General features: G+C 37.1%; 22 protein-coding genes. 14 read left to right on the top strand and 8 right to left on the bottom strand.

Features of this window, described 5'->3' with window-relative positions:
- Positions 1 to 7: 7 nt before the first annotated feature.
- The 8 genes from fliB to KO502_RS04560 form a co-directional block, all read right to left on the bottom strand.
- Positions 8 to 1,309 carry a flagellin lysine-N-methylase gene (gene fliB, locus KO502_RS04600; RefSeq protein ID WP_216021386.1) on the bottom strand — a complete coding sequence of 434 codons (1,302 nt, stop codon included), beginning with the start codon at positions 1,307 to 1,309 and terminating at the stop codon, positions 8 to 10.
- Between the two features lie 48 nt (positions 1,310 to 1,357).
- Positions 1,358 to 2,428, bottom strand: coding sequence for a pseudaminic acid synthase (gene pseI, locus KO502_RS04595; RefSeq protein ID WP_216021385.1), 1,071 nt, complete (start codon positions 2,426 to 2,428; stop codon positions 1,358 to 1,360).
- Positions 2,429 to 2,440: 12 nt separating this feature from the next.
- Positions 2,441 to 4,006 (bottom strand): UDP-2,4-diacetamido-2,4,6-trideoxy-beta-L-altropyranose hydrolase, encoded by a 1,566-nt coding sequence (pseG, locus tag KO502_RS04590; RefSeq protein ID WP_216021384.1) that lies wholly within the window; start codon positions 4,004 to 4,006, stop codon positions 2,441 to 2,443.
- Positions 4,006 to 6,090 carry an aminotransferase class III-fold pyridoxal phosphate-dependent enzyme gene (locus tag KO502_RS17295; protein ID WP_354668300.1) on the bottom strand — a complete coding sequence of 695 codons (2,085 nt, stop codon included), beginning with the start codon at positions 6,088 to 6,090 and terminating at the stop codon, positions 4,006 to 4,008. The genes pseG and KO502_RS17295 overlap by 1 nt, the downstream gene beginning before the upstream one ends.
- Positions 6,091 to 6,151: 61 nt before the next feature.
- Positions 6,152 to 7,054 (bottom strand): aldo/keto reductase, encoded by a 903-nt coding sequence (locus KO502_RS04575; RefSeq protein ID WP_216021383.1) that lies wholly within the window; start codon positions 7,052 to 7,054, stop codon positions 6,152 to 6,154.
- Positions 7,055 to 7,056: 2 nt separating this feature from the next.
- On the bottom strand, positions 7,057 to 8,244 hold the full coding sequence (gene pseC, locus KO502_RS04570) for a UDP-4-amino-4,6-dideoxy-N-acetyl-beta-L-altrosamine transaminase (protein ID WP_216021443.1): 1,188 nt from the start codon (positions 8,242 to 8,244) through the stop codon (positions 7,057 to 7,059).
- 32 nt (positions 8,245 to 8,276) lie between these two features.
- On the bottom strand, positions 8,277 to 9,278 hold the full coding sequence (gene pseB / locus KO502_RS04565; protein ID WP_216021382.1) for a UDP-N-acetylglucosamine 4,6-dehydratase (inverting): 1,002 nt from the start codon (positions 9,276 to 9,278) through the stop codon (positions 8,277 to 8,279).
- 230 nt (positions 9,279 to 9,508) lie between these two features.
- The gene (locus tag KO502_RS04560; RefSeq protein WP_216021381.1) at positions 9,509 to 9,796 is read right to left on the bottom strand and encodes a hypothetical protein; all 288 of its coding nucleotides are present in this window, start codon (positions 9,794 to 9,796) and stop codon (positions 9,509 to 9,511) included.
- 372 nt (positions 9,797 to 10,168) lie between these two features.
- On the opposite strand from KO502_RS04560, the gene KO502_RS04555 reads away from it, so the two are divergent.
- From KO502_RS04555 to fliO, 14 genes are all read left to right on the top strand, one after another.
- Positions 10,169 to 11,719 (top strand): sigma-54 dependent transcriptional regulator, encoded by a 1,551-nt coding sequence (locus KO502_RS04555; protein ID WP_216021380.1) that lies wholly within the window; start codon positions 10,169 to 10,171, stop codon positions 11,717 to 11,719.
- A 217-nt stretch (positions 11,720 to 11,936) separates the two neighbouring features.
- Positions 11,937 to 13,316 (top strand): HAMP domain-containing sensor histidine kinase, encoded by a 1,380-nt coding sequence (locus KO502_RS04550; protein ID WP_216021379.1) that lies wholly within the window; start codon positions 11,937 to 11,939, stop codon positions 13,314 to 13,316.
- A complete protein-coding gene (locus KO502_RS04545) occupies positions 13,316 to 14,656 on the top strand; it encodes a sigma-54 dependent transcriptional regulator (RefSeq protein WP_216021378.1) in 1,341 nt (446 codons plus the stop codon). The genes KO502_RS04550 and KO502_RS04545 overlap by 1 nt, the downstream gene beginning before the upstream one ends.
- Positions 14,657 to 14,945: 289 nt before the next feature.
- Positions 14,946 to 15,314 carry a flagellar hook-basal body complex protein FliE gene (fliE, locus tag KO502_RS04540; RefSeq protein ID WP_216021377.1) on the top strand — a complete coding sequence of 123 codons (369 nt, stop codon included), beginning with the start codon at positions 14,946 to 14,948 and terminating at the stop codon, positions 15,312 to 15,314.
- A 225-nt stretch (positions 15,315 to 15,539) separates the two neighbouring features.
- Complete coding sequence (gene fliF / locus KO502_RS04535) at positions 15,540 to 17,231, top strand: flagellar basal-body MS-ring/collar protein FliF (protein ID WP_216021442.1); 1,692 nt, start codon at positions 15,540 to 15,542, stop codon at positions 17,229 to 17,231.
- Positions 17,224 to 18,282: a flagellar motor switch protein FliG gene (gene fliG, locus KO502_RS04530; RefSeq protein ID WP_216021376.1), complete on the top strand. Its 1,059-nt coding sequence runs from the start codon at positions 17,224 to 17,226 to the stop codon at positions 18,280 to 18,282. Before fliF ends, fliG begins: the two co-directional genes overlap by 8 nt.
- A 43-nt stretch (positions 18,283 to 18,325) precedes the next feature.
- On the top strand, positions 18,326 to 19,120 hold the full coding sequence (gene fliH / locus KO502_RS04525; RefSeq protein WP_216021375.1) for a flagellar assembly protein FliH: 795 nt from the start codon (positions 18,326 to 18,328) through the stop codon (positions 19,118 to 19,120).
- Between the two features lie 84 nt (positions 19,121 to 19,204).
- Positions 19,205 to 20,557 carry a flagellar protein export ATPase FliI gene (gene fliI / locus KO502_RS04520; protein ID WP_216021374.1) on the top strand — a complete coding sequence of 451 codons (1,353 nt, stop codon included), beginning with the start codon at positions 19,205 to 19,207 and terminating at the stop codon, positions 20,555 to 20,557.
- A 37-nt stretch (positions 20,558 to 20,594) separates the two neighbouring features.
- The gene (fliJ, locus tag KO502_RS04515; protein WP_216021373.1) at positions 20,595 to 21,038 is read left to right on the top strand and encodes a flagellar export protein FliJ; all 444 of its coding nucleotides are present in this window, start codon (positions 20,595 to 20,597) and stop codon (positions 21,036 to 21,038) included.
- A 352-nt stretch (positions 21,039 to 21,390) separates the two neighbouring features.
- Entirely contained in the window at positions 21,391 to 23,529 is a 2,139-nt protein-coding gene (locus tag KO502_RS04510) for a flagellar hook-length control protein FliK (RefSeq protein ID WP_216021372.1), read from the top strand.
- A gap of 169 nt (positions 23,530 to 23,698) precedes the next feature.
- On the top strand, positions 23,699 to 24,253 hold the full coding sequence (gene fliL, locus KO502_RS04505; RefSeq protein WP_216021371.1) for a flagellar basal body-associated protein FliL: 555 nt from the start codon (positions 23,699 to 23,701) through the stop codon (positions 24,251 to 24,253).
- A 129-nt stretch (positions 24,254 to 24,382) separates the two neighbouring features.
- Complete coding sequence (fliM, locus tag KO502_RS04500) at positions 24,383 to 25,447, top strand: flagellar motor switch protein FliM (RefSeq protein ID WP_216021370.1); 1,065 nt, start codon at positions 24,383 to 24,385, stop codon at positions 25,445 to 25,447.
- A gap of 62 nt (positions 25,448 to 25,509) precedes the next feature.
- The gene (gene fliN / locus KO502_RS04495) at positions 25,510 to 25,914 is read left to right on the top strand and encodes a flagellar motor switch protein FliN (protein WP_216021369.1); all 405 of its coding nucleotides are present in this window, start codon (positions 25,510 to 25,512) and stop codon (positions 25,912 to 25,914) included.
- Between the two features lie 48 nt (positions 25,915 to 25,962).
- Positions 25,963 to 26,652 (top strand): flagellar biosynthetic protein FliO, encoded by a 690-nt coding sequence (gene fliO / locus KO502_RS17035; protein ID WP_252730508.1) that lies wholly within the window; start codon positions 25,963 to 25,965, stop codon positions 26,650 to 26,652.
- Positions 26,653 to 26,660: the final 8 nt, after the last annotated feature.

Raw genomic sequence — 26,660 nt, 5'->3', positions numbered from 1 at the left:
TTAATTATTATTTTAAGAGTGAGAATATAGCCGCATCACTTTCGCTTCCAGCACTTTTTAATTGCTCTTCAATCCCTTCAATGAAATTGATTCTGTGTTGGCTACGTCTAGAGTAAGACTGAAATAATTGTGCTAACCATTCGTCAGTTAATTCACCTAAATTTACGGCAATACCCGATAAATAACTGGTTAACATAAAATAATCTACAAGCATAATACGATAAAATTGAAATGGTGTTTTATGCTCCTTTAGTAAAAACTGATGGTGGTATAGATAATACAAAATATAATTGACTAATATATGTGGATTCTTATCGAAATACTCTGGCAATAGGCTATTGTTTGCCTGCGCTAACATTTTATCGAACATCTCACCTGTATTATTGTCGTCGGTTTTACTGTGTTTTTTATTGTTTTTTTCATCTTTGTCATCACGCAAGGCGCTAAGTAGGTGTTCTCGGCAAGCTAAAAAGCGTAAATCAGAATTAGAGACCGTATAGTTTTTATTGTCTTTTTCATCCGTTATTAATTTAACTCCTGTGGTCGCTACAAACTTATTATCTTGATGTTGGAAGATATGCCATTTTAACGCGGGAATAGCGGGTAAGTTTTTATACATATTCTGTAAAGTATTATCTTCTGACATCGATATGTAGCTATTAATCATTTGTGCTAATTTTGCAGGGTTATTCAAATGGGGTTCAGCTTGCTTTAAATACATACCCATAATAAATAGTCTTTCATTAAAGCTTAACCCTTCACTTAACATAATATTGAAACAAAAATCTCGAATAGTAGGAAACCATACTGGTAAATTGTCTTCAGGTAAGCCTCCTATTTTACCATTATTAAGGTCTGTTATTAGCTTGGAGGATGATTCGAACATAAAAGCTTCAGTATTAAATAATACTTCATTGGTTACTGTTGGACATGACATTATCATGCTGGCTTCAACTTGGTCACCAAAAAAGTTAAAAGCTCTAGGGTACTCTTGACAGGTGTGCGGTAACGCCTGATGCCCGCAGTTTTTATGAATGTTACATAAGGTATTTTCATCAAGAAAAGGACAGTTATTATTGTCATCCATTTTTATATGCGCGTAATTCTCTACACTGGTACGTGTTAGCTCCATATTATCATTGGCTAGTTGACGAATAATGATGTTGCTGCTTTTTTTTAACTCTTTATAAGACTTTTTATTAACAGTTACTTTCCAAGAGTGACAACAATGATCTGGGCATGTTTCACCTGCACACTTAAAGCTTCTAACAAACGACGGTTCCATAACCTTGACTGAATTATTTAACATGCTTACTCTCCTGTGAAATGAATCGAGAAATTTTATTTTTAGTTATTGTTATGCTTCTGTATTTAGTTCAAGTATCAAATCGCTTGCTACGGGGGTGCCTCGTTTAATCGCTTGACTTGTTGTTTTACCGATAATGTCATTATAGTATTTGGGCGACAAACCAAAACCTGGTCTTATTCTGCGAATGTGTTGTGATGTTATTATTGTGTTTTTGGCAATATCTTCGACAAAATAAAGTGATCTACGAAAATTTTTATTTTGTTGCTCAGCAGGCTTTAATTCGTAGCCAGCACAGCCAATAGCTTGCCAAGCAGTTTTAGTTTCAGTACATAGTGAATTTAACTCGTTTGGCTCAAGTGAAAACTCACTGTCTGGTCCTTTATTTTTTCGTGATAACGTAACGTGTTTTTCAATAACACTGGCGCCAAGCGCCGTTGCGGTTATGGCTGCTGTATTACTTATTGTGTGATCAGACAGGCCAACAATCACATTAAACCTTTTGGCTAAATCTTGTATGGTTGCTAAGTTACACTCTTCAGCAGGCGCAGGGTAAGCGCTAATACAATGTAATATAATTAATTCTTTACAACCTGCTTCTTGGGCACAAATAATTGCTTGCTCTATCTCTTGTAAATTTGCCATCCCTGTAGACATAATCATAGGTTTTAATGTTTTTGCTACGTATTGAATTAAAGGAAGATCGGTTAACTCAAAAGATGCTATTTTATAGGCTGGCGCATCAAGTGACTCTAATAAATCAACAGCACTTTCATCGAATGGACTACTGAACAGGGTAATCCCAACTTCTTTTGCGTAAGAAAATAGTTTCTCGTGCCATTCAAAAGGAGTGTGTGCTTCTTTATAAAGTTGGTAAAGTGTATAACCGTCCCATAAACCACCACTGATTTTAAAATCTTCTTTATCGCAATCAATGGTCATAGTATCAGCGGTGTAAGTTTGAATTTTAACTGCATCGGCACCCATTTCTTTTGCCATTTTTATGGTTTGTAAGGCAAGTTCAATTGAGCCATTATGATTAGCTGATAATTCGGCAATGATATAAGGCTTGTGCTTTGCACCTATTTTAATGCCATCAATACTAACTTCTAAAGTATGCATAAAGTGATAATCCTATTGAGTTGGTGGCGTGTAAGCTGGTCTCAGGTAACTGTTAGAAGTTAACTTAATAAAGTTCGCCTGGGTAAATAAATGTTGCGAGGCTATATTGTCAGGGTGCACATGCGCATAAATTTCACAATGATCAAACGTTTTGGGAATGTTATGAATAGCACTAAGTGCTAGTTTTCTGCCTTGTGCTTCGGGTGCAATTAAAATAGATATTTCATAGCGAGTTATTTTTTGTGTATTTATTTGTTTGTCTAATCGTAGTATTCCCAATTTATTATTTTCACAACAAATTATATATAGATGTCTGTTTTTCATGGTTAAACTAGATAAAAACCATTGTTTATGCTCGTCGTATTGTATTGGCTGGGTATTACGAGAGTAACGTCTAATTTCGCTATTTGATTGCCATTTAAAGGTTGTTTTTAAATCATTAGTTTTCGCCAATTCTAACGTTACCCTAGGTAGCGTTAATCGAGCTAATAATTGTTGTACTCCTAATCCATCACAACTCTTAAAACAGTTACTTACTAAGTCTTTATATTTACTTGGCTCACTTTCAAGTAAGGCTATGGCATTGGCAATATTGTTGAAATTAAGTGTTTGATACGCACCCAAATTAACAATAGCTTGTTGATTTGTTAAGTTTTTATTTACCAACTGTTGATTATCAGCAAGAACAATAGCTAAGGTTGGTAATCCCAAGCTACAACGCTCCCAAGCCGTGGCACCTGAAGCGCCAATAGCTAAATCAGCCTTAAGCATTTTATTGGCCATATCGTTACAATCAGTTGTTAGTGTTAGCCAGTTATGCTTCGCGGTAAATGCTTGTATTTGTGAAGCATGTGGTGAATGACTAGCCATCACAATATCAGCGGTTAAATTATGGTTATTTTTTTTATATTCTATTAATGCATATATGATAGTTTCAGTGAAGTTGGTGTTATCTAAACCACCAAGGTTTACTAAAATGTTCTTTATTTCAATAACGTTATTTACGACTTTGACTTGTGCTCGTTTTTTTTTCGCACAGGGAATAAGTTGCGTAAACTCATCCCGTAAAAGCATAAACTTTTGTCCCAATAAGAGCTGACAAGATGGTGGTACTAATAAAGCGTAGTCATTGCCTTGACGGTTAAGTGTTTGATCAAGTAAAAAATCTGCAAGGTGTTTTCTGTTAGCCAAGTCATCAATAACGAGTAATTGATGACAACATGCCTTTACCTCTGCTTGCCACTGCCAATCAATAAGGTAGTGATCAACTATTAATAAGTCTATTTTTTTATTATTTGTTAATGTTTTAATATTTAAGGAGGTTATTGCTTCAATAGTTGCTTTAGCATCCTTAGCTTGTTGCCAATTTTCACTGTCAATATCAAAGGGCAATAAAATAACTTTTATTTTCGACTGTGTTAACCTCATCATTAAATTTTGTGGTAATTTATTTGTGATGAAAATAATATCGACATTAGGAAATTGTACTTTCAATGCGTGTGCTAACGTTAAGCAACGCATTATGTGTCCAGTGGCAAGTATTGGAGAAGCGTCAGCTCTAACAACAATATTTCTCATTAGCGTACTCTAAATACCGGCTCTAGTAATTTACCATGAAATACCATTGCAAAGCTTTTCTGTTCGATGGTTTCGATAAGCAATTTTATTGTTTGTTCATAAATGCGTAATAAGTTTTCAATATCTTGTTTTTTATGCGCATAATTTAAATTATGACTGGCATTAATCAAAATACCATTTTCTAACATATTTTGCAGAAATAATGATTTCAGTTCAATCGCAGAATAGTCTCCTTTATCTTTAATCATAAAAAATGACCAGCTTGCGTGCCCGCATACGCTGAGCCAATCATGTGCCTGATATTGTTCAATTAATGAATCTAGACCATCAATTAATAACTGGCCCATACTATGGATATGTTCAAGGATTGGTTTGTTCTGTAGTTCTGCTAATACAGATTTTGTAGCAACTAGCGATAAGGTTTCACCAGCAAAGGTGCCTGAGAAAAAGATATCTTCCATGAGCATCATAATATCTTTGCGGCCAACAACTGCTGATATAGGGTAACCATTTGCCATCCCCTTGCCAAAAGTTGCTAAGTCGGGAGTTACATCAAATAATGCTTGGGCGCCGCCTAAATCAAAACGAAAACCTGTGATTGTTTCATCAAAGATGAAAAGGGCACCATGGTGATGACATATTGCTTTTGCTCCTTCAAGAAAACCAGGCTCAGGGTAGGTTGTATTCATCGGCTCCATGATCACTGCAGCTATTTTATCTGGGTGTTCGGTAAATAATCTTTCTAATGAAGCTAAATCATTATAAGTAAAAGTATGAGTAAGTTGTTTGGTGCTCTCCGGTACGCCTAAGTCTCGTGTAGTTGAACCTATATACCAGTCTTGCCAACCATGATACCCACAAACAGCAATATGTTCCTTGTGAGTATAAGCGCGAGCTAGGCGAATGGCTGCAGAGGTGGCGTCACTACCATTTTTTCCAAAGCGTACCATTTCTGCACACGGAATTAATTCAACCAACTTTTCAGCAACTTCCATTTCAAGTTGGTGAGGCAAGGAGAAGGTTACTCCTGATTTTATTTGTTCAATCACTGCATCATCTACCGATGGTTCACAGTATCCTAAAGAAACAGAGAGTAAGCCGCTTACAAAATCTGTGTATTGATTGTCGTCGGCATCCCACACTTGGCAACCTAGCCCTCGTTTAATGAATAAAGGAGAGACACCTTTAGGGTATGCTATATGACTTTTACTGAAAGTTTGTGAGCCTAAAGGAATCGTTTTTTGAGCGCGTTCAAGCCATTGATTTGATGCTTGGTATGATTTAGTCATTAATATTATCCTTTTTTGTGCTGATATTACCTGATCTATTTTCTCTGACTTGAGTAAACCTTCATTGCGAATGATGTTTTTATTAATTTGTGCTAATGACGGGTTTTTCGTCATTAATGTTAATATATTTGTTAAGTTAAAAGTTGGATTATCAGGGTATAAGTACTGATAAACTTGGCAAACTAACTCAAAATCCTCAGGCTCATCTACCGTCCAGCGTAAATGTGATAAATCAACGGGATACATATAATTAGCTTGACTAAATAATTGCGGGTTATTACGAATAAATGGCGTAACATGCTCACGCTCAGAAGATTTACTAGCTTGCTCAAACGCTGTTTGTAAGGCTGCTAAGCTAAAAATTTCAACATCCAAGCCATCGGGTAATGTTGGCGGCGCGCAATTTGAGCAATAATCGACTTGTTCCGCTAAATAGTAAGTAATAACATTGTCAATAATTTCAGCGTCAATCAATGGGCAATCGCCGGTTACACGCACTATGTGCTTTATTTTCTTGTCTTGATTAACACTTTGTGCAGCGTGGTAATAACGTGAAAGTACATCGTTTAAATCCCCTCGGTAACAACTCACCTTAAGTTGCTCGCATAACCCTGCAATTGCGTCATCATCACTTTGTTCACTGGTCGCCACCAATAAATGATGAGCTGTTTTTATTTGTGATAAGCGCGCTAATTGATGTTCAAGCATAGGTTTGCCCAGTATTTTTTTTAATACTTTGCCGGGTAACCTTGAGGAAGACATTCGCGCTTGTAAAATAATTAATAGTTCAGCCACTATGTTGACCTTTTATTGTTTTTTTTTGCTGTATCGTTTTAAATTATGTATAAGTATTAATTTATTCAACTTGCCATAAACTTGGATTAATCAGTTCTAGTCGGTTATCGGCAAGCAAATTTATTTCTTCTATTGATATAGATAACTTTTTTGCTTGTTGATAAGCGTTAACCATTTCAATTAATTGTTCTGTATTACATACACCAACAACTATTTTATCTATGACGCTATTTATCGGTATACACTTATTATGCGAATCTTGTGCCAATACCGAAAGAGCAAGTGTTAGCTTTGAGCAAGAGAGATATTTTGCTAATTTATCAAAGGCAGATAGCTCTTCCTTGAAAGGATAAAAATAAGGTGGTAGTTTCTCAGCTTCAATAAGTAACAAACCTTGTAAAAATAACGATCGTGCATGTATTAATAGGGATGATTTTTGATATAGACTCAACATATCTGTTGAGATAAAGCGCTGATCAAATATATTAATAGGTGCTTGTACAATATCTAATGTGAATTGTTTACTTATTGCCTTTAATTGTTCAGGGCTGTAAACGGATATACCAATACGTTTAACTAAATTTTGTGCTTTTAACTGACTTATCTCACTGAAAATTTGCTCTTTATTTGGGTGGTTTAGTAAATTATCTGCTTGGTGGAATAGCAATGTATCGAGTTTATTACGATTTAAGTCTACTAAACTTTGTTCAAAAAAGGGCAGAATTGATATTTGCTGTGGCGTTAATGCAGGAATTTTACTTACAAGGTTAAAGTGCTCACTCTCTTGTAATTCACCGAGTACTTTCTCACTATTACCATAAGCACCGGCACAATCTAATGTGTTAATGCCTAAAGACTTTGCATGAAGTAATATTTGGGCAACCTCACTTTTAGGCACTTGGCCTTGCTGATTACTGATGCCGTAATCTAAACCAAATTGAACTGTGCCTAATGCTAGCTCCATATTTAGTTTTCTACAGAAATAAGGTTTTTCTCTATTGTCTGTATTTCAGCTAATAAAGTGTCAATAATGTATTGCTGTGCTTCGTTGCTTAAGTTTGGATACAAAGGTAGTGATATAGCGCGTTGGTAATAGTTTTCAGCAATGGGGTAATCGCCAGCCTTAAAACCAAGATTTTGATAATATGGCTGTAAATGTATAGGAATATAATGCACATGGGCAAAAACGTTTTTTGCTCTTAATTTACTTATAACCTCTTTATGGAAGTCTTGATAAGGTTGTGCCAATAATACGATATACAGATGATAACTAGAGTGAGTCTCGCTATTGGGTCTTAAATAGGTTAAGGAGCTATTCTTAAACGCTTGATCATATCTTTGGGCGAGAGCATTTCGTTGCTGCACAAAATCATCTAGGCGTTTAGCTTGACTAAGTCCTAATGCTGCCTGTAGTTCTGTCATGCGATAGTTAAAACCTAGCTCAATTTGTTGGTAATACCAAGGACCATGACTTGTTTCTGTCATCACCTTTGGATCATTAGTAATACCATGATTTCTGAGTAATTGTATTTTTTCAGCAAGCTCTGCCTCATTAGTTAATGCCATACCACCTTCTGCAGAAGTAATAATTTTGACAGGATGAAAACTGAAAATAGTTATATCGCTGTAGCGACAACTGCCAACTTTATGGCTGTTATAGCTGGCGCCGATAGCATGGGAAGCATCTTCGATAATTGAAAAACCATATTGCAGAGATAGTTGATAAATAGCCGACATTTCACAGCAATTGCCTGCAAGGTGTACAACAATTAGTGCTTTAGGTAATATATTGTTCAGTTTAGCGTGATGTAATTTATTAGTTAAGGCTAAAAGAGAAAGGTTACCGCTTTGTATATCGATATCAACAAAATCAACGTTTGCCCCGCAATAAAGTGCACAATTACTTGAGGCAACAAATGATATAGGAGAAGTCCACACTATATCCTCTTGACCTACACCTAAAGCTAAACAAGCAATATGCAGAGCAGAGGTTGCGCTATTGGTTGCTGTAGCAAATTGTGCTCCACAGTAGCTAGCAATAGCTTGCTCAAATTCAGGAACTTTAGGTCCTTGTGTTAAATAATCCGATTTTAATACATCAACGATAGCGGCAATATCATCTTCATTGAGATCTTGTTTACCATAAGGGATCATCGTTTTGGGATTATATGAGGTCATCACTTAACCTATAAAAAAGCGGTAATATTAAGCGATTGTATTTGCTTTATGCTTAAAAATTCATCATTATTTAAAGAGTCGTATTCAAATCCTTCGGGCACTAGCTTACCTTTTTCATCGAGAGCATTGACAGTAAAGTCATTACTACGACTACTGAATTTAATTGCTGGAGCAATGACAAAATGATCATTAAATTCATACGTCGTATAACAGATCTCAGCAGGGCACATTACTTCATGAAGTTTTTCGCCCGGGCGAATACCTACAATTTTTTGAGTTAGGTTTGGAGCCATTGCTGTGGCTAAATCAGTGATTTTAATCGATGGTATTTTAGGAACAAAAATTTCGCCGCCATACATTCTTGCGAAGTTTTTTAATACAAAATCAACCCCCTGTTGTAAGGTTATCCAAAAGCGAGTCATATCTGTATGGGTTATCGGTAAATGATCACTGCCATTGTCGATTAGTTTTTGAAAGAAAGGCACAACTGAGCCACGAGAGCCAACAACATTCCCATACCGAACGACAGAGAAGGTTGTACGATGACCGCCGCTAATATTATTGGCGGCAACAAATATTTTATCTGAAGCTAATTTAGTTGCGCCATATAAGTTTATTGGATTTGCTGCTTTATCTGTAGATAAAGCGATAACTTTCTCAACGTTATTATCTAACGCTGCATCAATCACATTTTCTGCGCCATTGATGTTGGTTTTGACACATTCCATTGGATTGTATTCTGCGGCAGGAACATGCTTTAATGCTGCAGCATGGATTACAAAATCAACGCCGCGCATAGCACGTGTTAAACGCTCTTTATCACGCACATCACCAATAAAATAACGCATACAAGGTTCATTGAAAATCTGCTCCATTTCATATTGTTTTAATTCATCACGCGAATAAATAATAATTTTTTTAGGGGAATACTGCTCAAGTAGTGTTTTAACGTACTTTTTCCCAAAAGAGCCTGTGCCACCAGTGATGAGAATGCTTTTATTGTTGAACATTTCTTGAGTACCTTTTGGGTTAATCACTATTATATTAGTTAATAATATCACAATATCATTAACTTACATTAAATTTGATTATGAAGTTACTAGCATAATTAAAAGTTTAACGTGTGAATTAAAAAACGCTTAATAAATTAGCTGGATTATCCAATAAGTTACTTTACAAAATAACAATGAGTAGTCATTTAACTACACAGAAAATCACAGTAGCATAAACCTATGCTGAGCTAATCTTTTATTGCTGTGTTGTTAACTACCGCACAAATCCCTTCAACTTGTGCTTTTTTGAATGCTTCGATTAACACAGAATGGCTGATTTCTTCAATATTTTCAATTAAGCCATTATCTGTGATCTCAATATTATCCCAACCTTTACCTACAAGATACTTTTCTATGTTGTCTAATTGGGCGTTTAAATCATCATTTTTGACAAACATATTAAAAGAATGTCTATCACCTTGAGTATATTGATCCGTAGTTAACATATATTCTGCACTTCCGTTTAATATTAGCATTTTCTTCTCCAGTTATTTGAAATATTTAAGTATTTAGCAATAATTAGCATTATATCTATATAGGTAAATATATAGTGATTCACAAATTATGCCATTAATTTTTTTGACAGCAATACTCACTGCAATTTAAGAGAGTGATATTTGCAAAATGAATAGTTATATAGGCTTCATGGGAAATGTTCATTTTAATAAAATCTATTTTGAAATCATTAGTTGAGTAGGCTTATATGTAGAATTTTTATCGGTGACAAATAAATGACAGCCAAACGTCAATTTTTTGTTGATAAATATTGGTTAAGGACTAAAATTGTCGTAATGCTATAAAAAATAGCCACTTTTCCAAAAGATGTTAAAAGCAGTAAAGAGTTTAATATGAGTGATGAATTAAAAGTAACGCCAGAAAATGTATCAGCAGTAAACTCCATAACCCCGTCGGTGTTAAGTGGTCAAAAGAATATAGTCATTATTGATAACAATACCGACAGAAGCCAACAAATTAGTACGGTACTGGCTTTTGTTGGTGAACACTTCATTCATTGCTCAGCAGAAAGCGCAGCACAAGTCTTAGCTGATAATAGTCGAGTTTTAACAGTGATCCTCGCTGGAAATGTCAGTGATAATTGCGCTGATTTAGTTAAAACGAACCCGAGTATTCCGTTTCTATTACATGATGTTGTTGATGGCAAAGCGTTAATAAGTAAAGTAAATGTTATTGGTACGCTAACAACGCCGCTTAATTATGCACAGCTCACTGAGCTTATTCATCACTGTCATCAATACCATAATAAATTACCGCGCAGTGGTACTAAACTTAAATCAACCGCTTTATTTCGTTCATTAGTTGGCAGTAGTGAGCCAATGTCACAAGTACGCTTTTTAATTGAGCAAGTGGCTAAAACTCCAGCTAGTGTATTGGTATTAGGTGAATCAGGTACAGGTAAAGAGGTGGTTGCACGTAATATTCATGACTTATCAGAGCGCAGCAAAGAGGCGTTTGTACCTGTTAACTGTGGTGCTATTCCTGCTGAATTATTAGAAAGTGAATTATTTGGCCATGAAAAAGGCGCGTTTACTGGGGCTATTTCGACCCGTAAAGGGCGTTTTGAATTAGCTGAAGGCGGTACCTTATTTTTAGATGAAATTGGTGATATGCCGCAACCAATGCAAGTAAAACTGTTACGTGTTCTACAAGAGCGTACTTTTGAACGAGTAGGTGGTAGTAAAAGTATTAAAGCCGATGTACGAATTGTTGCTGCAACCCATCAAGACTTAGAAACAATGATCAAAGAGGGCGGCTTTAGGGAAGATTTATTTTATCGTTTAAATGTATTTCCCATTGAAACTCCTGCATTGCGTGAGCGTAAAGAAGATATTCCACTGTTATTAAAAGAACTATTATCTCGCTTTGAACTTGATCAAGGTAAAACCGTTCGCTTTACCGATAAAGCGATTGAGTCTTTAATGGAGCATCCTTGGGATGGTAATGTGCGTGAGTTATCCAATTTAATTGAGCGCATGTTAATAATGTATGGGGATCAAATTGTTGATGTTGCTGAGCTACCGTTTAAGTATCAGCACATAGATGCGCAAGTCTATAACCCTGAATATCCAGAAGAATTACAAGAACAAGATGCGATTAATGAATTGTTCTCAGGTTTTGATTTTGACGATGAAGATGATGATAGCTCAACTGAAACCCCTGAAGCAGAAAATGCAGTTGTCGCTTCTGTCGATAGCGCTTTATTACCTGATGAAGGTATCAATCTAAAAGAACATTTAGCCGATCTTGAAGTATCTTTAATAAACCAATCATTAACTAAACATGATTATGTGGTTGCTAGAGCTGCTGAAACTTTAGGTATGCGCCGAACTACTTTAGTTGAAAAGATGCGTAAATATGATTTACAAAAACCAGCTGAGTAATTTATAGATGCTGTCTGATTATATAACAGATGTTAGCACTCGATTTAATGGTGACTTTTACACATTTAAGTCAATAGATTGACAAACCAACTTCTCCAAAAAGTAATAGTTTATACTGTTATCTAACTGAATTTAAAGGTTAAAAATAATGGCATAGTAAATGCTTTCTTATAGGTACTAGATAGTTTTATTCAGTACCTATATTAAGGCGTATATTATGGCACAAGCAACATTAGCAACAACACCTCAAAAGACTGAACCTAACGTCAATGTTAGGTTTGCTGCCGAGCATGTTTCGGTAAATGTCGCTGCTACTAAAAAGCCGACCTTACATAGACAAAAGCCCCATCATAGTCGCAATAGTGCTAAACCTCTTGCACAAGAGTCTTTTCCCGGAGAATTAGCAGCATTAAGAAAACAGGCGGCTAGCCAGCATTTTTCTCCGTATACTGTGCCTAATAATGTCAATGATTTTGCTAAGAAAAATAGCAGTCATGTGTTTGCTCACGATACAAGTAATAATAATTTATTAGCGGATCAGCTAATTGATGTGATGCCAACAGGCTTAGTTATGCTTGACGGTAATGGTATTGTGGTGAAAATAAATCAAGTTGCTAGAAACTTACTCGATGAGCCTATATTAGGGCAACCTTGGTTTAATGTTATTGCTCGCTCATTTACTCCGCGTGAAGATGATTGGCACGAAATATCTTTAAAAGATGGGCGTCGAGTAAAACTAGAAATTACTAGTTTAGGCTCACAACCGGGTCAGTTAATTATGATCACTGATTTAACTGAAACTCGTTTATTACAAGACAAAATTTCTCAAATGCAACGCCTTTCCTCATTAGGGAAAATGGTATCTACACTTGCCCATCAAATTCGTACACCGTTATCAGCAGCCATTTTATATGGCGAAAACTTAGCGACTAGTCACTTAGCAGAAGCTTCTCGTATTAAGTTTCAGGAAAAGTTAAATGCGCGTTTACATGATTTAGAACAACAAGTGAACGACATGCTACTGTTTTCAAAAAGTGGTACTGAGCAAGTTGTTTCACCTCTTGGTATTAATGAATTAATTACTGATACGGTAGCGTCTATGGAGGCGCTGTTTATCAAAGAATCAACTAATATAAAAATTAAACTAGCTGACGATGAACAATATATTTTAGGCAATAAAAATGCATTAACAGGTGCTATTCAAAACTTATTACAAAATGCTTTGCGTGCAATGAGTACAATTCAACAAAGCGATTTTGAACCGCAAATTACATTGCAAGTTTACAGTCAAGCCAATGATCTGTATTTAAGTGTTAAAGATAATGGTCCGGGCATTGACGCAAAAATTAGTGATAAAATTTTTCAGCCTTTTTATACCTCAAGTAGTAAAGGTACAGGGCTTGGGTTATCCGTGGTGAAATCTGTTGTTAATGCTCATCAAGGTGAGGTGAACTTACTTAATGAGAGTAATAAACAAAACTCAGGAGCACACTTTGTTATTAAGTTGCCTTTAATAGAGCATGGCGCTGTTGTTGAAAATAGTGGTAACAACGACAAACGTAACACTTTGCACAGTAATCAAGTGGGAGAACACTAATGACCGAACATAAAATTCTTGTTGTTGAAGATGATGCAGGTTTGCGAGAAGCACTAGTAGATACTCTTTCATTAGCTGATTATCGTTGTGTTGAAGCCGACTCAGGTGAAGCTGCACTACTTGCCCTAAAAACGCATCAAGTTGATATTGTGATCAGTGACGTACAAATGGGTGGGATGAGTGGTTTATCGTTATTAAAAAGTATTAAGAGTCAGCATCCAAACTTACCGGTATTATTAATGACCGCTTACGGCACTATAGATGATGCAGTACAAGCGATGCAAGATGGCGCCTGTAATTACATTGCTAAACCGTTTGCGCCACAAGTATTACTGAATATGGTCAGTCAATATATGCCAGCTGAGGTGATTAATAAAAACGATCCTATTGTCGCCGATAAGCGTTCTTTAGAATTACTGACTTTAGCTAAGAAAGTAGCAAGTACTGAAGCCTCGGTAATGATTTTAGGGCCAAGTGGCTCTGGTAAAGAAGTGTTAGCGCAATATGTGCATAATCATTCAAAGCGACATAGTGAATCTTTTGTTGCTATTAATTGTGCAGCGATTCCTGAAAATATGCTAGAAGCAACATTGTTTGGTTATGAAAAAGGTGCCTTTACGGGAGCTATACAAGCTTGCCCAGGTAAGTTTGAGCAAGCACAAGGCGGTACCATTTTACTTGATGAAATAACCGAGATGGACTTAGGGCTGCAAGCTAAAATATTACGGGTACTGCAAGAGCGTGAAGTAGAGCGCTTAGGTGGTAGAAAAACCATAAGCCTTGATGTGCGAGTTATCGCTACCAGTAACCGTGATTTAAAAGAAACGGTAAGAGAAGGGCTTTTCCGCGAGGATTTATATTATCGCTTAAATGTTTTTCCATTAACTTGGTTACCGTTAGCACAACGTGTTGATGATATATACGTTCTCGCTCAGCATTTGGTGTTGCGTCATTGTCAAAAAAATGGCGATGCAATTCCAGAGTTTACTGGTGCGGCGCGTAGTAAGTTAAATGCATACAATTGGCCGGGTAACGTACGTGAATTAGATAACGTTATTCAACGAGCGCTTATTTTACATACCAATCAATTAATTGATGCCAGTGACTTGTTGATTGAAAACTTTGATACAGCTGCAATTGTTGAACCTGAGAAGCAAGTGATCAGTGATGATAAGCTAGGTAGTGAGCTTAAGCTGCAAGAGCACCAGATAATTTTAGATACCTTACAAGCGTGTCATGGTAGTCGCAAAGATGTTGCTGAACGCCTAGGTATTAGCCCGCGCACATTACGTTATAAAATTGCCAAAATGCGCGATTCAGGTATTGAGATCCCTGCTTAATCTAGATCTTACAAGCTAGGGGATAGTTACTAGGCTCTAGGTATTTAGGTGCCAACCTATTATCTAGTACCTAGTGTCTAGTACCTAGTATCTAGTGTCTAGTATCTAGTATCTAGTACCTAATACCTAGCACCTAGTATCAAACTTACCTTAAATTCCTCTTACTTCCCTTTTAATAACCCCTTACAAATACTCACTTACCGTTAAATATCTATTTTTGGCACTATGTTTGCAGTATCACTGTTAACTCTTACTAAAACGTAAATAAATTGACAAAAGTGAGCGCACTATGGATATCAAAGGCAACTCTCTATATAGCCAAATGCAAAGTATGTCGTTACAAGCTATGGGCAACAAGCTACCTACTGTAGGTGCTGATGCTATGGACGTTAATGGTATACCTACTAATAGCGTTGGCAAAATCAATGAATCAAGCAGTAACTTTGGTGACATGCTAAGTAAAGCCTTAAATAATGTTAACGAACTTCAAGCTGAATCTGGTGATAAGAAAAAAGCATTTGAAATGGGCGATCCTAACGTAACCCTTGGCGAAGTAATGATTGCTTCTTCTAAATCAGGTATTGCTTTAGATGCAACCGTGCAAATACGTAATAAATTTGTTGAAGCTTATAAAGAGATTATGAGTATGCCAGTCTAACCTGTCTGGCTTAAATAATTTATAACCTGGTGCTTCAACTTTTATAATGAATAGCTAGTTGTTACTCAATAAAACACCTTTTTCTAAACGACTTACGCACAATAATATAACGATAAAAGAATTCTCCTAGACCATAGTTGATAACTTTTCTTAAAAAAAACAGTACAGCGGAGAAGTAACGTGTCCGATACAAACGCAATGGTAGCAGCTGATAACAGCGGCAATATGATCGCTAATGAAGATGATAATTCTGATATCGAAGATCAAAAATCAGGATTTGCTGCTTCATTAGGGAATGTTGATTTTTTAAGACAAATAACCATAGTGGTTGCCTTGGCTATTTGTTTAGCTATTGCTATTTTTGTGATCATGTTAGCGAATGAGCCAGAATATCGTTTTCTATCTAAGTTACCAACTAAACAATTAATCACTACAATGGATTTCCTTGATGCTAATCAAGTGGAATATCGTCAAGAAAACAACACCATCTCAGTACCTACCGATGAATATCAGCACGTTAAATTATTACTTGCTCGTGAAGGTTTAACAGACGAGCCTTCACAAGGTGAAGATATTTTAATGAAAGATATGGGCTTTGGTGTTAGCCAACGTCTGGAGCGTGAAAGATTAAAATTTGGTCGTGAACAACAATTAGCCAAAACAGTTGAACAATTACAAAGCATTAGTCGTGCTAAAGTTTTATTAGCGATTCCACGTGAAAATGTTTTTGCCCGCCGTGAAAAAAATCCATCGGCGACTGTTGTGTTAACGATGCAACGCGGTAAAATTCTTTCTGAAGAAGAAGTTGATGCTGTGGTCGACATTATTGCTTCAGCCGTACAAGGTTTAAGTCCAAACCGTGTTACCGTTACCGATCAAAATGGCCGCTTACTTAACTCAGGCTCACAAGACTCTATTTCTTCACGTTCACGTAAAGAATTTGAAATAGAACAAAAACGTGAACAAGAGTACATGGAAAAAATTGATAGTATTCTTATTCCGGTTGTTGGTTTAGGTAACTATACTGCGCAAGTTGATGTCACTATGGACTTTACCAACGTTGAAGAAACACAACGTCGTTATAATTCAGACTTACCAGCACTACGAAGCGAAATGAACGTAGAAAGCACTAATATTGGTGGTGGTTTAGGTGGCATTCCTGGCGCATTAACTAATCAACCACCATTAGAGTCATCTATTCCTGAAAATGCGGTGGGTGGCGAGCAAAAGAAAACTATGCCAAGCCGCAAACATTCAGAATCAACGAAAAACTATGAATTAGATGAAGCGATCAGTCATACTAAACAACAAGCGGGTGTTATTAGACGTGTAAGTGTTTCAGTTGCCCTTGATTATGTTGCTGGTAGCGACTCTGCACCAGCTGAAGATGGCACTACAACTACAGGTGCTTATGTACCAAGATCAGCAGCTGAAACAGCTAGTATTCGTCGTATTTTACAAGGCAGTATTGGTTTTGATTTACAACGCGGTGATGTTTTAGAAGTGATAACAATTCCGTTTAATAGACCTGATTACGGTGAAGAAGCGGTAGTACCTATTTGGCAACAACCGTGGTTTGTTAAAGTACTAAAACTAGTATTAGGTGCCTTGGTTATTATTGTGTTGATCGTTGCTGTTGTTCGCCCTATGCTTAAACGTTTAATTTACCCTGACCAATCACCTGATGACTATGGTGACAAATCACTTGATGGACATATTGATCTAGGTGATGAAACGATGGATATGCTAACCTCAGATTTTGATGCTGGCGCCGTAGGTTTTGCAGCGGACGGTAGTTTACAATTACCAGATCTTCATCGTGATGAAGATGTATTAAAAGCAGTTCGTGCCCTAGTTGCCAATGAGCCTGAACTATCCTCGCAAGTAGTTAAAAGTTGGTTGAACGAAGATGAGTGATGAAAAAAATGTAGTCGGCGAATTAGCCGCAGCCCCACAAGGCTTTGACGTAGAAAAATTAGAAGGTGCTGAAAAAGCTGCTATTTTATTACTTAGCTTGTCTGAAGAAGACGCAGCACAAATCTTGAAACACCTTGAGCCAAAACAAGTACAGCAAGTAGGTACGGTAATGGCGGCGATGGAAGACTTTACTCAAGAAAAAATTACCGCCGTACATAAGCAGTTTATTCATGAAATACAAAACTTCTCTACTATAGGTTTCCAAAGTGAAGAGTTTGTACGTAAAGCCTTAACAGCAGCGCTTGGTGAAGATAAAGCCGGTAACCTTATTGACCAAATCGTCATGGGTGGCGGCGCTAAAGGTTTAGATTCATTAAAATGGATGGACTCGAAACAAGTAGCCAATATCATTCGTAATGAGCATCCACAAATACAAACGATTGTATTATCGTACCTTGAACCAGAGCAATCGGCCGAGATCATGAGTCAATTTACCGACAAAGTACGTTTAGACTTAATGATGCGTATTGCTAACTTAGAAGAAGTTCAACCTGCAGCATTACAAGAATTAAATGAAATTATGGAGAAACAGTTTGCTGGACAAGCTGGTGCGCAAGCAGCGAAAATGGGCGGCTTAAAAGCTGCGGCTGATATTATGAACTACCTAGACACTAACGTTGAAGGCATGTTGATGGACTCTATTCGTGAAAATGATGAAGAAATGAGTCAACAAATTCAAGACTTGATGTTTGTGTTTGAAAACCTTGCCGATGTTGACGACCGAGGTATGCAAGCTATCCTGCGTGAAGTACAGCAAGAAGCCTTAATGAAAGCAATTAAAGGTACCGATGAAGCATTAAAAGATAAGATCATGAGTAACATGTCTAAACGTGCTGCTGAAATGATGCAAGACGATTTAGAAGCCATGGGGCCAGTTCGTATTAGTGAAGTAGAAGCCGCACAGAAAGAAATATTATCAGTGGCGCGACGTTTATCTGACGCAGGTGAAATTATGCTTGGCGGCGGCGGTGGCGGTGATGAGTTCTTATAACGAACTCTTTTAAGCAAAGTAACTAATCAGTAAAGGTATTGTCATGAGTAAACCCCCTGTTCGAATTATAAAAGCTTCTCAAGATGACTCGCCTGATGTGTGGTCTTTACCTGATGTGCAAAGCGCGCCTACAGTTCAAGAGAGTAATAAAACCAACGCTTTAGGTAAAAAAAGTAATTGGGTATATGAACCTCCTGAGCCTGAAGAAGTTGAGCCAGAGCCACTAACCGCACAAGAAATTGAAGAAATTAGACAAGCTGCCAGTGAAGAAGGCTTTAATCAAGGTAAAGAAGAAGGTTTTGCTAAAGGCTACGAAGAGGGCAAAGCGCAGGGTATAGAAGAGGGCAAAATTCAGGGTATTGAAGAAGGCACAGAGCAAGGTCTTGCTTTAGGTAAAGAGCAAATAGATGAACAAGCTGCAAACCTAAAAAAACTTATAGAACAATTACACAAACCATTGGCTAACGTAGATAAAAATGTTGAAGAACAACTGCTTAATTTAGTTTTACAATTAACCGAAGCGGTTGTGTTACACGAAGCAAAAACCAACCCTGACATTTTAATGGCGGCTATCGCTACAGGTATTAAAAGCTTACCTAGCAATGAAGCGCAAACTCAAATTTGTTTAAACCCGGCTGATATTAAATTGGTAGAGAAACAATTTGGCGCTGATCATATCGCCGAGCAAGGTTGGCGCTTACTGCCCGCACCACAAATAGCACAAGGCAGTTGCCAAATTGAAAACAGTACATCTAATATCGACTTGCAAATGAAAGCTCGATTAAAACAAGTGCTGGAACCTTTCTTGCAGGATGCTTTACATCAAACTGAAGAGTAAAGTCGTCACTTAGCACGACTTACTTAATACTCCTATGATAAGCACTACACTTTATCTTAGGTAATCTCAAGGTCACTAAATACTATGGTCGATACCTTACGCCTAACCGAGCGTTTAAAAAATAGTCAAAAATTTATCCACAACTTTAATGTGCCTGTTGCCGGTCGATTAGTACGTGTTGTCGGTTTAACACTTGAGGCTGTTGGCGTAAAAGCCCATGTAGGTAGTCAATGTTTAGTTGAAACAGCACATGGCGATTTATTAGCTGAGGTAGTTGGTTTTGCTCAAGACATTACCTATTTAATGCCAGAAGAAAGTTTACGTGGTGTTATGCCAGGCGCACGTGTATTACCAATTTCAAGTAAAGCCAAAGTACCAATGTCTATGAGCTTACTTGGCCGTGTTATTAATGGTGTAGGTAAACCTCTTGATGGTAAAGGCCCTATTAAGTCGGACGATAATTATCATCACGACACAAAACCTATGAACCCGTTATCACGACGCGCTATTAGTGAAGTACTTGATGTTGGCGTCCGCTCAATTAATAGTTTTATCAGTATTGGCAAAGGCCAGCGTATGGGCTTGTTTGCCGGCTCTGGTGTTGGTAAAAGTGTCCTGATGGGGATGATGACCCGCGGCACAACTGCTGACGTTGTTGTGGTTGGCTTAGTCGGTGAGCGTGGTCGAGAAGTAAAAGAATTTATTGAAGAAATATTGGGCGAAGAAGGTTTAAAACGTGCGGTAGTAGTCGCAGCTCCCGCCGATAATTCACCATTAATGCGCCTTAAAGGGTGTGAAACAGCAGTACAAATTAGTGAATATTTTCGAGACCAAGGCTTAAATGTATTGTTACTGCTTGATTCATTAACTCGTTATGCGCAAGCACAACGTGAAATAGCCTTAGCTGTTGGTGAGCCACCAGCAACCAAAGGTTATCCACCTTCGGTATTCTCTAAATTACCGCAATTGGTTGAACGCGCAGGCAATGGCGGAGAAGGGCAAGGCTCTATTACCGCATTTTATACAGTGTTAACCGAAGGTGATGACTTACAAGACCCAATTGCTGATGCCTCGCGGGCTATTTTAGATGGGCATGTGGTGTTATCTCGTGAGTTAGCTGATGCTGGGCATTACCCAGCGGTTAACATTGAAGGTTCAATTTCTCGTGTTATGCCCATGGTAACCACAGGCGAACATCAAGAGTTGGCTAAACAGTTAAAACAAATGTATGCCTTGTATCAGCAAAATAAAGATCTTATTGCTATTGGTGCTTATACCAAAGGTAGTGATCCGCGTATTGATCAAGCCATTAATGTATTACCAGTGATCAACTTTTTTCTACAGCAAAAAATTAGTGAAGTGATCCCTTATGAGCAAAGTATAACTCAGTTGCAAGAAATAATTGCTGCCGCACATGCGCATAATAATCAGCAATAAAAGTATATATAATTAACGGATTTAAAGAGTATTCAACATGGCCATGAAACAGCTTGATACCATATTAAAATATGAACAGGACAACGAACAACGTTGTGCTGACCAATTAAAGTTGGCCGAACATGAATATCAACAAAATATGTCTCGCTTGCAAGGTGTTGCTGATTACCGTTTAGAATATATGAAACGTTTAAGCCAACGCGCTGAACAAGGGTTAGATAGCGCCACTTATAGTCATTACCATGCTTTTATTGCAAAACTTGATACCGCTTCTGAACAGGTAGAAATAGCTATGAAACAAGCTAAAGCTTTGGCAGAGCAAAGTAGAACAATTTGGCTTAAACAAAGACAAAAAGTTCAAGCGGTTGAGCTACTTCGAGAAAAACGCTTGAAAGTGGTGGCTGCGGCAGAAGAAAAGTTAGAACAAAAAATGTTTGATGAAATTGCAACGCAACAATATATTCGTCGTCCTATTCGTTAATTATTTTCACCCTCACCTCTACTTATTTATTATCGGCTTTTAATTAATACTGGTTTATTTTTAAGTCTGTTTTAATTTTAGTTTAACTTAAATGGCTTCTAAGCATAGTTTATTGAGCCTTAGCTGTGTGATTTAGTTTAAAAAATTAATAACCCGCAAAGCTCAGTATCAATTTAATATACAGCAATTGGAATGAATATTGCTTTACTTTAACTATAAGTAAGTTACTTGCTTTTTTGTGACTATTAAAAATAAATTTTACAATTAATTTTAACTTCGCAAATGAAAACAGCGATACCAACTTAACGTCGTAATTTTAGGATTTTTTATCCATTAATCTACTGGGGTAATTATGCAATCAGTAAATGTTTTACCTAAATTTGTTTCACAAGATGCTGATTTAAAAGCTAAAGAGTCTATAAATGATTCTGGCAAGCGTGATGGAGAGTCAAGTTTTTCTCGATTAGTTGAACAACATGTCAATGATGATAAAAAACTTACTACTAATAAAGTAACTGACGATAGCAGAATAACAGAAACGGCAACACGTAGTAATGAGGCAAGTAAAGGCGGCAATTCTTCGGAGGATAACTCGAATCGCCAAGAAAATGACACGGATAACTCGGTAGCCTCAGCTAAAAATGCTAAAGTAGATAACAATGCAACAGAAAATTCACCGGTAGATACTGACGAAAAAACAGCTAAAGCAACGAGTGACATTAACAATAAACAAAATGAAGCGAGTACCGAGGTTGCGGATAACGAACCAGCGCAAGACAGCAATAAAAAAAAATCAGTAACAAGCAATGCTGCAACGCCGCAAGCATTAACTGAGTCTGAGCAGTTTATTTCATTATTATATAATAGCGATCAAACCTTAAAACACTCAGCCAATCACTCGGCACAAAGCTTAAACGGTACTACTCAATCATTATCTAATAGCGAGCAAACAACTCAAACAACAATTGATGGCGATTTAGAGCAAAATAAATCACTAACACTTGATCATAAGTTAAAATCATTCTCAAATGAAGAGCTCGCGACACGTGGTGTGTTAGTTAACAATCAAGAAGCTAACTCCGTAGAAACAAAAACTTTAGAAAAAAGTAGCGGAGAAACTAATACAGTAGAAAAAAGTGTCCCTACTAAAGTTGAGATGACAGCAGAAAGTAAAACCGCAAGCAATATTGGCGTAAGCCAGTCTAGCGAGCAATTAATGAAAAACCAACTAAGTACTGCGGATATTAAAAATAGCAAACTATCTGATGTGGCTGTTGGCGTTTCTCAAGCGAATAAAACCCAGGTAACGGAAGCTACTAGTCGTGTTTTATCTAGTGATATATTAAGTGAAGATATAACAGCAGAAGAGTTAGCTTTATTAACTAGACAAGCTGCAGCTAACACACAAAATGAAGTAAGCGATAAAGCCATAGCCCAAGAAAATTTAGTGAAAGACCCTGCAATAAAAGAGTCTATAGCGAAGGGAACTGTAGGCAAGGAAAGCGATAATCAGAGTGATTACAAAAATACTACCGTAGCTAATTCTATTACTGAAGGAGAAGTTAAAACTTCATCTGTTGAAAAAATTCCTACTAGTGAAACACCTAATGCTCAGTTAAACAATAACATCAACAGCCATGATAAATCGGTTACAGATAAAGTTGCTGTTACTCAAGCGGGAGATAACGTCGCCAAAGAGCAGTTTTTAGATGCAAAAAACCAGCAGAGAGCACAACAATCAGCCCGCAGTGAAAATACAGGTAACGATATTGACGTTGATGCTAATAGCACTGAAAACCTTGACGAAGAAATTATTGAGTCAATGCTTGCTAAAGATAAAATAACAGAGCAAGGAACAAAAAGTCCAACAAGCGTAACAGATGCTTTTGCTGCTCGTGCGACTGCCGAGACACAAGCACAAACATTGCAAGCATCACAAACTAAACAAAGTAACGATGCTTATATGGAACACCAGTCTTCTGAAGTGCTGAACCATACGGTGGCAACTGATACTGCACAAATACAAAAAAACAACGTACAACTGCAACAAGAAACTATTTCTATGTTCAGAAAAGACTTTGCTGATGCTGTTAAAGATAAAGTTATGATCATGATTAACCAAAAAATACAGCAGTTTGATATAACTCTCGATCCGCCTGAGTTTGGTAATATGCAAGTGCGTGTTAATTTACAAGGTGAGCAAGCAGCAGTTAATTTTATTGTGCAAAACCAACAAGCTAAAGAATCGCTTGAGCAAAATATGCATAAATTAAAAGAAATGCTTGCTGAGCAAGGCGTTGATGTTGGTGATGCAAATGTTGAGCAGCAAAACCAAAAAAACAGTGATAATAGTGCAGAAAACAGATCAAATTTAGCTTCAGGCAGACAAAATAGTAGTAATGGATTATTAGCAGAACAGAATCAAGATGAGCAGATTTTATCGACAAACTTATTTGGTACTGTTGAAACTGGAGTAGATTACTACGCATAATTTACTTAAATAAAGCTAAAGTTAAGCTAGAATTCAGTTAAAAATCAGTTAAGTTAATGAAAACACATTGGCTCAAAGGCTATTCAAGGATATAGTCTACATCCATAAAGTAAGTAATTATTTATCACGCCTCATAATAGGTTACTGATTGTAAATATTAAGGATTATCATGGCAGACGAAAAACCAGGTGAGTTAGAACTAGATAAGTCGAGTAAAAAGAAAAAAATGATGATTATCATCATTGCTGTTGTTGTTCTACTTGGCGGTAGTGCAGGCGCTTACTTTTTCTTAATGGGTGATAGTGGCGATAGTCAAGATGCTTTAAATACTTCATCAAATAGCGATAGTGGTAACAGTAGCAGTTCAGATTCAGCAGCGTCTCCAAGCTCTGATGCTAAGTTGGGTACGGCTTTATATGTACCTATGCCTAGACCTTTTCGCTTTAATGTTCCTGGTGCAGTAAGAGATCGTTTTGTGGAAATTAGAGTGCAATTACTCGTTCGTGGCTCGCAAAACGAAGAAAACGCAAAAATGCATATACCTTTAATTGAAAGTACTTTACTTGCGGTTTTCTCTCGTGCCAATGCCGATGATTTAGCAACAAGTGCAGGTAAAGTGGCCTTAAAAGAACAAGCATTATCGGCTGTGCAACAAACAATGAAAGAAATTGAAAGTAATGAAACAGTAGAGAAAGTTCTCTTTACTGGTTTTGTTATGCAGTAACTGAGCTAACATTAACAAAGCTAGCAAGAACAGAGTTGGCATTAACCGACCCAAGTACTGATTGAACTGCATTAGGTAAACTCGCAAGTAAATAACGATCAAATAGATAAAATAAGAAGAGTGTATTGAGTGAGTGATTTATTATCCCAAGACGAAATTGACGCCTTATTACACGGTGTTGACGATGTTGAAGAAGAAGAAATAGTTGAGGATGTCGTTCAACGACGTGACGGCACCTCAGATTATGACTTTTCTTCACAGGATCGTATTGTTCGTGGTCGTATGCCAACGTTGGAAATGGTCAACGAACGCTTCGCTCGCCATATGCGTATTAGTTTATTTAATATGATGCGTCGAACTGCGGAAGTCTCAATTAACGGTATTCAAATGATTAAGTTCGGCGAATACATCCATACTCTATTTGTTCCAACAAGTTTGAATATGGTACGTTTTCGTCCACTAAAAGGCACAGCGTTAATTACCATGGAAGCACGGTTAGTGTTTATCTTGGTAGATAACTTTTTCGGTGGTGATGGCCGATACCACGCAAAAATTGAAGGCCGTGAGTTTACCCCAACTGAGCGCCGTATTATTCAAATGCTGTTAAAGCTTATTTTTGAAGATTACAAAGAAGCATGGTCGCCAGTAATGGACGTTTCATTTGAATATTTAGATTCTGAAGTAAACCCGTCGATGGCAAACATTGTGAGTCCTACCGAAGTGGTTGTTATTAGCTCTTTTCATATTGAATTAGATGGTGGCGGCGGTGATTTTCATATTGCTTTACCTTATTCAATGCTCGAGCCTATTCGAGAGTTACTTGATGCCGGTGTACAGAGTGATAAAGAAGATACCGACATGCGTTGGTCGAAAGCATTACGCGACGAAATTATGGATGTGTCGGTAAATATAAATACCAAGTTTATCGAAGTGGATATCCCACTTAGCCAAGTCATGGAATTACAAGCGGGTGATATTATCCCAATTGAAATGCCAGAGCATATTACGGTGTTAATTGAAGATTTACCTACTTTTAGAGCTAAATTAGGGCGCAGTCGAGATAATGTTGCGTTAAAAATCGAATCAAAAATTAAGCGACCAGAATCAGCTAAATCAGAATTAACTATTTTAACTAAAGGCGGAAAACGCCTTGATAATGATGCAGAGCTTCATCTGCTAGAAGACGACTTGTAATCCTTTATATGTGGGAAAGTTAGTTTAGATATTTGAACAAATTATAAATTGAGGCCAGTGTTATGAGCAACGAAAAAGATGAAGACCTAAGTATGTGGGATGAAGCGCTTGACGAACAAGCTGAAGCGCTTGCCTCTAGTGAAGGGGCAGAAGCTGTTGAACTAGAAGAGCTAACTGAAGATGAAGCACCAATCAGCGGTGAAGAAAAACGTAAGCTTGACGCTATTTTAGATATCCCTGTGACTATTTCGATGGAAGTTGGCCGAAGTAATATTAGTATTCGCAACTTATTACAGTTAAACCAAGGCTCTGTGGTTGAATTAGATCGCGTTGCGGGTGAATCTCTTGATGTATTGGTTAACGGTACGTTAATCGCGCATGGTGAAGTTGTTGTCGTTAATGATAAGTTTGGTATTCGTTTAACTGACGTGGTTAGTCAGGTTGAGCGTATTAAAAAACTAAAATAAACAATAACAATCTATTTCTTAATTGAACGTTACTTCTGAAAATATAAGATGATAAAAAAAACGCTTGGTATCTTGTTTGCCTGTAACTGCTATTTATTACCTTTAATGGCAATAGCAGTTACAGACATAGCTGATACTGATAATTCAGCTCATCCAAACGTAAACCATGCTAATGCAACGGTTAATGCGTCAGGTAGTATTGCCGATAAAACACTAGAAAAGATAACCATTGATACTCCCACTAAAGCTCTATTTGATAATACGGCTACGGGGCAGTCTAAACAGACGCCAGTAAAAAATGCCTTATCAAAAGAAACATTACCGGAAGAAAAAGTAACTACAACTATTGAATCTCCCCCTACTACTCCAAAAAATACGGTAACAGAGCAACCAGCACCGCAAGTGGGTAAGCATGTAATGGCTAACATGAACCCAGGCAGTATGATTTTGTCTTTATTTATGGTGTTAGGGTTAATCATTGTTTGTGCGTTAATACTTAAACGTTTTAATTTAACTCAGCAAAGTGTTAATCAACTTAAAGTGGTTACAACCTTGAGATTAGGTACTAAAGAGCGAGTGCTCGTAGTACAAGTAGGTGAGCAGCAACTATTGTTAGGTATTACGGGGCAACAAATCACCTTGCTTGATAAGCTAGCTGAGCCTTTAAAAACTCAAGCTGATAACAATGTTGCACTACCCAAAAATATTTTGTCTTTTCTATCATCTAAAAAACTGTGATCATTGGG

Source organism: Colwellia sp. E2M01, assembly GCF_018860585.1.
Taxonomy (GTDB): domain Bacteria; phylum Pseudomonadota; class Gammaproteobacteria; order Enterobacterales; family Alteromonadaceae; genus Colwellia.
The sequence above is the reverse complement of the archived record's forward strand: the minus strand, read 5'-3'. Positions and strand labels throughout refer to the sequence as shown.